Here is a 7,251-nt window from a genome sequence, read left to right as displayed (position 1 = left end):
TCAGTTGAAGAAATAGCTAAATGATTAGGGTCAGCGTCAAAAATGACTTTTTTCGCTGATCCTAATTTGATCAATCATGTATCGAAGGAATAAAAACGAAGACAAAAGTCCTCTGAAACCCTTATTCCTCGGTAGCCTAAAAAAAGGGTTTGAGAGAATAAAAACGAAGACAAATATAAGTTATTGATAAATATAATTAATTGCTCATATTTAAGATGTTTTCATTTTGGTCTTATTCGTTCCCATGTTTTCTGATTTTCAGCCCCTCATTTCTAGTGAATTATGATATCTTGATGTTTTTAGTCGCGGCGATTGATTCATAATGTTCTCAGTGTTTAGAAATAAGACGGACCTTCCGAGCAATCTTGAGTTCGAACAAATAATACTTGAACTCCCAGAAGAACAGCGCTCAATAGATAGAGATAAAACAGACCTGATTATCGGCGTACCACAGACCGAACATAATGGTTATAAAGTGTTGGACGGTATTCCCAGGGAATGTACTTCTGTTTCAATTTTGCTTGGAGGAAAAAGTTTTCATATTTTGGAAGCTCTTGTTAAGTCTGGCTTACCTCAACAGCTCCGTTCAATATGTATAGGTCACTGCGACTATACTCCTCCTGGATCTTCATTTAATTATGAAAAAGCTATAGAAATCTTGTCTGGAACTAGCTTTCCTCTTTTAGAGCATCTGTCACTAGGTATTGATGAATTGTATTGTAATCGTGATGGTTGGGCTCCAAGTTTACTTGGCGATTTAACAAGCTTACTTGAGAGTCTACATTCAGTCGAATCACTCGTTATTCATGGTAATTTTAGACTAGATAGGCCAATACTTTTCAAAAGACTGCGCAATCTTGAAATCATAACGAGTGATGGCGAACCGTTAACCTCTAAGACTCATGACAATCTATTGACGTCCGGTTTTAGCGTATTGGAAGATGCTTGGTTGAGCCTAGGGGGAAGTAATATTAGCAGCTACACTTTTCCAGATATTTTTATAAATGCAGAAAATCTGCCTCATATCAAAAGACTCGAGATCGATGGGATGTATAGCTGCGGCCAGCTAAAAAGGTTTAGAGAAAGCAAACTGTGCAACAAATCGGGTATCAAAGTTTTTAGTGAAGAGTTGGAAGAAAATCTTAATGATTCTAGCTGTTGACGTTGACTATAAAAACGATACGGGATTAATCGGTGGTGTTATTTTTGATGATTGGACTGATAAAGAACCGACGATTGAGGTTGTTAGCAAAGTTCAGTCTGTTGAAGATTACACTCCCGGTGAGTTTTATAAGCGAGAGCTGCCTTGTATTCTCGAACTAATAAATGAGCACTCGCTAAAACCAGATGTTATCGTTGTTGATGGGTATGTATTCTTAGATGGAGAGAAAAGACCTGGCCTTGGTAAACATCTTTATGATGCTTTAGGTGGTAGCATTCCGGTTGTCGGTGTCGCTAAAAATCGATTCAAGAGTATCGGTTCAAATTATGAAGTATACAGAGGTAAGAGCGACAAACCGCTGTATGTGACTGCGGCTGGATTGGATATTGAAATTGCTAAGCAACAAATAATAAACATGGATGGTGGTTTTCGCTTTCCGACGCTATTGAAACGTGTAGATAAGCTTTGTCGGGCTTGGGATAGTTCAAGCTGAACCTTAATAACGAAAAATATAATTTAGATATTTGATTCTTGGTTGAATCAAGAGAACTATTAATGAGTAAATTCAATTTATTTGGCCGCTTATCGGCCTCACCAACCAAACCAAAGGCACACTCCAAAGCTAAGTCTTTCGATGTTTCAGATTTGTATGATGGGCCTTTTGGTTCAGGTGAAAGTGACGCTCAAGAAACTAGCACGGGACTAGATGAAAAGCTTAGGCAGGCTTACTTTTGGATCGTTAATAACGCGATAATCAGTCCTCACTATGATATCGAATATAATGATCAGTCTCCGCAACAGTTTAGGGCGGGAGACAGTCACAGTACGCTAAACCTCCCAACTGAACAGTCTTACTCAAGCTTTATCTTATTGCCACTCCTCACGTTCGCTACTCAAAGTAAATGCCTTTTCATTGGCGGACCAGGCCGGGGTAAAACGGCTAGTGCAATCTTGATGGGTATCATGGGCGGTTATACGACAAAAGAAGTTAAACGAGCCATGCAACATGGCCATCCGCAGATGACAGTGGCTGATTTGCTGGGTAATCCCTTGCCATCGGATCTGGCCTCGGCCGAAGCGATCGAAGACATCCGCATATCGTGGCGGAAATGGCTTGGAATGCGCGTAAAAATAGTCGATGAATACAACCGTATCCCTACACGAACGCAAAGCGCTTTGCTGACTGTGATGGGAGACAACTACGCAGAACTCTACAACCAGGTCTTTGAATGTCCTGATGCGGCCTGGTATTTAACTGCAAATGATGATCAGGGTGGCGGAACCTACCAGGTGATCGAAGCCTTAAAAGATCGTATTGATGTCGTTGTCCAAGCTTTGTCATTTAACCCTAGATTTCTGAATCAGTTGCTTCTACGTATTGAAGAAGGTGTAAAGCCAGAAGATATGGTTCCACCTCAGATCATTTTCACCGAAGATGAGATCTCAGACATGTCGCTAGCGATACGCAATATCACAGTACCTGCAGGGATTCGGCGCAGAATAGAGTTCTTTACGAGTCACTTTGAGTATTCGGAGTATTCTGCCTCTCAGTTTGAATATAAAACAAAGGACACGTCACGATTATCAGGCGTCAAATCACATGTGTTAGCGTCTATTGATAATGGTCGTGATCGTCTAAAAGATCTTGGTTGTCAGACCCTAAACGGAATCTCAGTTCGTTCTTTGATGTCACTACTACAGTTTGCTAAAGCTCTCGCGTTTTTTAGGGGTAATGACACGGTTGAGTTAAACGATGTAAGGCAAGTACTCCCATTCGTTTTTCATTCCCGGCTTTTTGCTGACATGGATTCACCGTTTTTCGAACTGTCTGAGAATACTTTTTATCGAAGCGATAAGATCGGCTGGTTGCGTCACCTCTTTGATTCTTCATGTAGGGAATTCGATAAACTTAACTTGGATAAGAATGACCCTGTAGAAGAGTTGTCGAATGAGTTTGAAGAAGGTCTTGATGGCTTAACTGCAAAGCAAGCTAAAAAACGAATCAATCGTATTGAGACGGAAATAGCGAAACTCGTAGAGGGCAAGAAAATGTATGGGCACATCTACGAGGATGTCGTAAAACTTAAATATTTGCATCAGCGCTATACGAACTATCTCAAGTGGCTTGAGTCATAGGGGCTTGTTCAATGAAGTCAGCGGCGCTCAAGGCATATTTCCAAGCTGAAAGAGACACTTGTAATCAAATGGTTGCGAGCGTCAGACATCAGTACCCAAATTTAAATCTAGATGACTTTAATTGGTTTTTGACCGAATGCTTAGATCCAGTAGTCCTGACCTTAGATGGTCAGAGTAACCAAATTACGTTTCATGTAGCTCATGCGGGTTTCAAGTATGGACTAGAACTGGCCAGTTTTAATTGGTTGAAATCAGAGTCTAAAAAAGCGCTGCTATTCAAAGTCTGGAATAGCCTATATCCAAAGGTTGATTCTCTTCTTACGGAAAGCCCGGGTGCACTATTTGCTGGAACAAGTAATTCGTTAAGCAATATTTTGGCTTTTGGTGAAGAGAAACCGAATGCCTGGCTTGATCTGATGATTAAGTCTTGTGATGTAATCAACTCAATCGAACAGTTCAAGATAACGGGCGTTGTTTGTGCTTGGTTGGCGGGATTGGCTCAGTACAGAGAAATAGCGCTGAACAAAATTAATGAGCTACCAGACGAAGTATCCAGAAAACTATTTAAGCTCTCTGACAGTCATGATCTCAATTTTCATTTTGACCAATTAAATGCGAGTAGATGGTTCAAACCTCAACACATAAAGGCCAGTACATCCGGCACGGAGATTCATGAAAAATACCGGGTTGGCCAATGCAGTATTGTTGGTGGGGATTTCCCCTTACCACCCAAGATCTTCGTTGAAGGTGACCAACTGTATGTTCTTTCTGACACGCATATTTGGAGACTCTATGCCGATTCATTTGGGGCGACACTCATTCCCAGCGAGAATCTACAACTTGAAGATCTAAAACAAATAGATCAACAGATAAGTTACAACCCAAAACTCATATCGCTCGGCCGTTTCAGCGACCTTACAGATATCAATTCGGTCGCACAACTTGACGATACACTCGTATTTACCTCGCCGGAGACTTTCTCAGTCATCATTACTGAGTGTTCGGGATCTGCGGTCTTGAATACAAGTAAAGGTCGCTCATCATGATAACCGACGAGTCGCTTTTAGAGCGTTGGCAGTCATCCTGGAGTGAAGCGCTTGCTTTGTGGAGTCGCTATACACAATTAAGAAACCCACTTTTATGTGAGACGCATCTAGAAGCTTCAAAACAGGGCTTATCTGGTAGCTTTGCCATGATCCGTTTGAATGATCAGGCTGTCGTAGTTGATTTAGAAGCGATCACCAAATACAAGCTTCAAGACTATGCAGTTGAAGTGCTTGCTCACGAGATTGGTCACCATATTCTTTCGCCAGCAACACTCACAGATCATGCCCGTATGATAGCGAGAATCCATGTCTGCCTTCCTACGTTAGAGAACCAGGCAGGTATGGTCGCCAACCTGTATTCAGACCTACTAATTAACAACCATCTCCAGCGTCAGTTTGGCCTCAGAATGGACGAGGTCTACAAGCGAATAGATCAAGGGGGATCGAATAGCCGAGTATGGCATCTTTACATGCGTATCTATGAGCATCTATGGCAGCTTAAATCGGGCTCTCTAGGAGGGCAGTCGGATTCTGATGCCATGGAGGGAGATGCATGGTTGGGTGCGAGAATTATAAAGGTCTATGCAGAGGATTGGCTTAAGGGGGCGTCTAGATTTGCGTCCCTCTTATTGCCTTACTTGGCTGAAGAAAAAAATACGGCAGATCAGATAGCCAAGTTAATGGATACAAAACATGCTGGAGCCGGGCAGTTTCCTTCCGGCTTGATCAATAAGGATCAGGGTGAAATGGATAATATTCACCCATCAATGGATCCAGATTTGATCGGCGATGCGAGCGCAAATGAGGCAGGAGCAAGGGAATCTAACCTAGGTGAAAGCTCACAATCAGATGGCAATGGCCAGTATCGTGAACCATTCGAGTATGGGGAAATTTTAAAATCCGCAGGTATCGACCTATCAGATCATCAAATCGCAGTGCGTTATTACCGTGAGCGCTCAATACCACATCTGGTTTCGTTTCCATCAAAGAGGCAGCTCGTGAAAACCGAACTTATTCCGGAAGGAACAACTCTTTGGGAACCGGGGGAGCCAATTGAAGATGTGGACTGGTTTAGCTCAATGTCCATGAGTCACAAGGTGATACCGGGTGTTACCACCGTTAAGCGAGAATGGGGATTTGACGAGGGTGCAGAGCCAGAGGTAGAACCTTGCGATTTAGATTTATATGTAGATTGCTCTGGCTCAATGCCAAACCCACAACAAAATACGTCATACACGACGATTGCTGGCGCTATTCTATGCTTGTCAGCACTGAGAGCCGGCGCTGCAGTTCAAGTCACTTTATGGAGTGGCGCAAGGCAGTTCAAAACCACCAATGGCTTTGTAAGGAACGAAGAGTTAATTCTCAATGTTTTGACTGACTACTTGGGCGGCGCAACAGCATTCCCGATACATATTCTAAGAAAGACCCACATAGAGAAACCAAGGACTAGAAACTCCCATATTGTGATTTTGTCGGATGATGGCGTCACAACACTTTTTGACACGGATGAAAAAGGTAACTCAGGCTGGGGTATATCTAAGCAGGCATTAGAGAATGCAAAGGGCGGCGGTACGATGGTGTTAAATTTACACTGGGATTATCCCTTGCCACCTAACAATAAATGGATGGCGGACCATGATGCCGCTTTAAAGCAAGCCGAGGCTCAACAAGGTTGGGATATATTCCCGGTGACGTCTTGGGAAGCGATGACTGATTTTGCTCGGGCATTTAGCAGAAAACACTATGAGGGAGCAGAATAATGACTCAACTCATAACTCGTAGCAATGGTAGTGCCGAAGGCCCCGATATCAACGTATTGCACCATCGGCTAACCGAGTTCCCTAAAGAATTGTTAAACCCTCAATTACCACCTTACTTTTATGCTCTAGTTCATGATGCTCTATATGATTTAAGCACCTCAGTGCGAGCATCAGAACTCACTCGTTTTAAACGGCCTTATGAGCAATGTGATTGGTATCGCGCAACGATGTTGATCGCGTATTTTTTAATGGATAACAGCTTTAAGGGCTTTAGGTTTGAACTGGCTCTTCTGTTGGATGCCTTTGAAAACACAGCTAAAGAACTGGCCCAAGCTGGAACCAACAAGGTATACATCAATGATGTTGATAGAAGAGAAGAGTTTATTCGAGTTGTACTGTCTTCCATAAACCTGCGACCAAAAGGAGAGACAAACAACCAAGCTGAAGATAGATTACAAGCGGTTAGCTCGCTGGAAAGAATGAAGGTTCTCAAAGCCGCGAAAGTAGCAGAGCAAAGAGCTCACGATCTTCGAGTTGCTTTAGCTAAACAAAAAGCCAAAGAAGCGGCTGACAAGATGACACGGGAATAATCATGCAAGCAGCGCCCTGGAATGATTATGAGCGTATGCCAAATTTAGACGAGTCTGGAAGTGCTCGTCTTAAGCACTTGGTTGATCAGCCTCATGCGCCAATATTCAGGAATCAATCAGGTCATCATCTGGCTCAACATGAGCTAGACGAATTAGGTCATTTTACCCGTGAAGAAACCAATCTTAATGCTTCAGCCTGCGCCGGCGAAAATAAATGGATCGATCCTTTTCTAGGAAAATGCCTTGAGAGTGTTCCTTTCTATAAACATTACGATAAAAGCGTCCAAAGATTCGAAGACTATCCAACAATTGATCGTTCAGATTTGGTAATCCCCCCTAAAAATAATTGAAGTCAAAAGTAGAATTTTCTCGTAACATTTACGCAGGAGATTCTGCATGAAAAAATCAAAATACACCGATAGCCAGATTATGGCGATTCTTAAACAAGCCGAAGCCGGCACGCCGGTACCAGAGCTTTGCCGTGAATATGGCATGAGTTCAGCTAGCTTTTATAAATGGCGTGCAAAATATGGTGGTATGGATGCATCGATGAT

Annotated in this window: 8 protein-coding genes; all 8 read left to right on the top strand. The window is 42.6% G+C overall.

The annotated features are described in order from the left end of the window. The first annotated feature begins 322 nt into the window (after nucleotides 1-322). On the top strand, nucleotides 323-1,162 hold the full coding sequence (locus A3761_RS00210) for a hypothetical protein (RefSeq protein WP_068739579.1): 840 nt from the start codon (nucleotides 323-325) through the stop codon (nucleotides 1,160-1,162). Continuing rightward, nucleotides 1,146-1,655 carry an endonuclease V gene (locus A3761_RS00205; RefSeq protein ID WP_068506668.1) on the top strand — a complete coding sequence of 170 codons (510 nt, stop codon included), beginning with the start codon at nucleotides 1,146-1,148 and terminating at the stop codon, nucleotides 1,653-1,655. Before A3761_RS00210 ends, A3761_RS00205 begins: the two co-directional genes overlap by 17 nt. A gap of 62 nt (nucleotides 1,656-1,717) precedes the next feature. After that, the gene (locus tag A3761_RS00200; RefSeq protein WP_068506664.1) at nucleotides 1,718-3,298 is read left to right on the top strand and encodes an AAA family ATPase; all 1,581 of its coding nucleotides are present in this window, start codon (nucleotides 1,718-1,720) and stop codon (nucleotides 3,296-3,298) included. A gap of 11 nt (nucleotides 3,299-3,309) precedes the next feature. Beyond that, on the top strand, nucleotides 3,310-4,344 hold the full coding sequence (locus tag A3761_RS00195; protein ID WP_068554091.1) for a hypothetical protein: 1,035 nt from the start codon (nucleotides 3,310-3,312) through the stop codon (nucleotides 4,342-4,344). Next, a complete protein-coding gene (locus A3761_RS00190; RefSeq protein WP_068554093.1) occupies nucleotides 4,341-6,107 on the top strand; it encodes a hypothetical protein in 1,767 nt (588 codons plus the stop codon). Before A3761_RS00195 ends, A3761_RS00190 begins: the two co-directional genes overlap by 4 nt. Then, the gene (locus A3761_RS00185) at nucleotides 6,107-6,697 is read left to right on the top strand and encodes a hypothetical protein (protein ID WP_068506657.1); all 591 of its coding nucleotides are present in this window, start codon (nucleotides 6,107-6,109) and stop codon (nucleotides 6,695-6,697) included. The genes A3761_RS00190 and A3761_RS00185 overlap by 1 nt, the downstream gene beginning before the upstream one ends. 2 nt (nucleotides 6,698-6,699) lie before the next feature. After that, nucleotides 6,700-7,047 carry a hypothetical protein gene (locus tag A3761_RS00180; RefSeq protein WP_068566667.1) on the top strand — a complete coding sequence of 116 codons (348 nt, stop codon included), beginning with the start codon at nucleotides 6,700-6,702 and terminating at the stop codon, nucleotides 7,045-7,047. A gap of 46 nt (nucleotides 7,048-7,093) precedes the next feature. Beyond that, nucleotides 7,094-7,251, top strand: a 158-nt coding sequence (locus A3761_RS00175) for a transposase (RefSeq protein WP_156491443.1), incomplete at its 3' end; no start/stop codon positions are given.

The sequence above is a fragment of the Oleiphilus sp. HI0123 genome, assembly GCF_001635315.1.
Note: the sequence above shows the minus strand (reverse complement) of the source record. Positions and strands in the feature narration are given on the sequence as shown.